This is a genomic window from Collinsella sp. Sow4_D11 (assembly GCF_052116465.1).
Classification (GTDB): domain Bacteria; phylum Actinomycetota; class Coriobacteriia; order Coriobacteriales; family Coriobacteriaceae; genus Collinsella.
Genome location: NZ_JBQKLA010000062.1, coordinates 1 through 1,284, shown reverse-complemented (window position 1 = coordinate 1,284; position 1,284 = coordinate 1). Strand labels below are relative to the sequence as shown.

Genomic DNA, 1,284 nt, shown 5'->3' with positions numbered 1-1,284 from the left:
GGGACTGCGGACGATTTCCTGGACCGCTAAATCGCGGCCATCCCCAGCGACGACCGGTAGTCGTCCGGTGTCGCGCCACCGAGCGCGTCGCTTGCCCGCTCGGAGTTGAAGCGCCCTATCCACGCGCCGAGGGCCTCGATGAACTCCCCGGGCGACCAGCCGGACCAGTCCCTCCCGTGGAAGAACTCCTTCTTGAGCAGGCCGAAGAAGCCCTCCATCGCGGCGTTGTCGGGGCTGCAGCCCTTGGCCGACATGCTCCTGACCAGGCCGTTCCGCTCGCATATCGATATCCAGCCCGGCCAGCGGTAGTGCACGCCGCGGTCGGAGTGGATCACGGGGTGCTCGCCGGGCGCCAGCCGGGAGCACGCGTCCGACAGCGTCGAGTTCGCGAGGTCGGCGTCCGGGCGCTCGCCCGCCCGCCAGGCGACGACCGAGGAGTCGAAGCAGTCCCTGATGGCGGACAGGTACACCTTGCGGCCCGTCGGCAGCCTGAACTCGGTTATGTCGGTGAGCCACAGGAAGTTCGGCAGGGCCGAGCGGAAGTCGCGGCGCACGAGGTTCGGCGGGGCGGGGGTCACCTCGCCGCCGTAGGAGCTGTAGGCGCCGGCCCTCCTCTTCATCCACCTCGGGACGAGCCCCTCCTCGCGCATGATGCGCCGGACGACCTTCTCGGAGACGCGCACGGGGTCGTCGAGCTCGCGGAGCCTGCGCACCACGAACCGGTAGCCGCGCGCGCCGTCGCCGTCCTCCAGGAACACCCGCCGCACGACGTCCCTCAGCGGCGCCAGGCGGTCCGGCCTGGCGATCGCGCGGCGCTGGTAGTCATAGGAGCTCCTCGATATCCTCAAGAAGCCGGTGAGTTCTCTCAAGGACCACTTCCCCGCAGGCCTCAGGCGGTCTATCACCAGGGTCTTCTCCCTGTTCGACATCCCGTCGAGGCTCTCGGCTTTTAAAACGTCCTGCACCGCCCTCAGCACCGCGTTCTCGAGCCTGAGCCGCTCGATCAGGGCGTCCTTGTCCTCCGGGTCGATGTCGGGGTAGTCGGGGCCGTCCCCGACGAGTCGCGGCAGGTCCATTCCTCCACCGGCCCTTCCCGCGGGCTTGCGCACGTCCCTGATCCAGCGCCAGACGGACGTCTTGCCGGGCCCGCCGAGTATCTCGGTTATCTCCATGACGGTGAGCCCGGCGCCGCGAAGCGCCCTGGCCCTCTCCACCATTCTCCTACTGTATGCCATGCGGACTCCGTTCCGGACCTCAACGGTCCAACTTTTTGTCCGCAGTCCC

The 1,284-nt window shown here is 68.5% G+C and carries 1 protein-coding gene; it reads right to left on the bottom strand.

Annotated features, from left to right (window positions below; genetic code table 11):
- Window positions 1–26: 26 nt before the first annotated feature.
- A partial coding sequence (locus ACTQ40_RS10510) for an IS3 family transposase (RefSeq protein ID WP_441564114.1) occupies window positions 27–1,284 on the bottom strand: 1,258 nt, incomplete at its 5' end.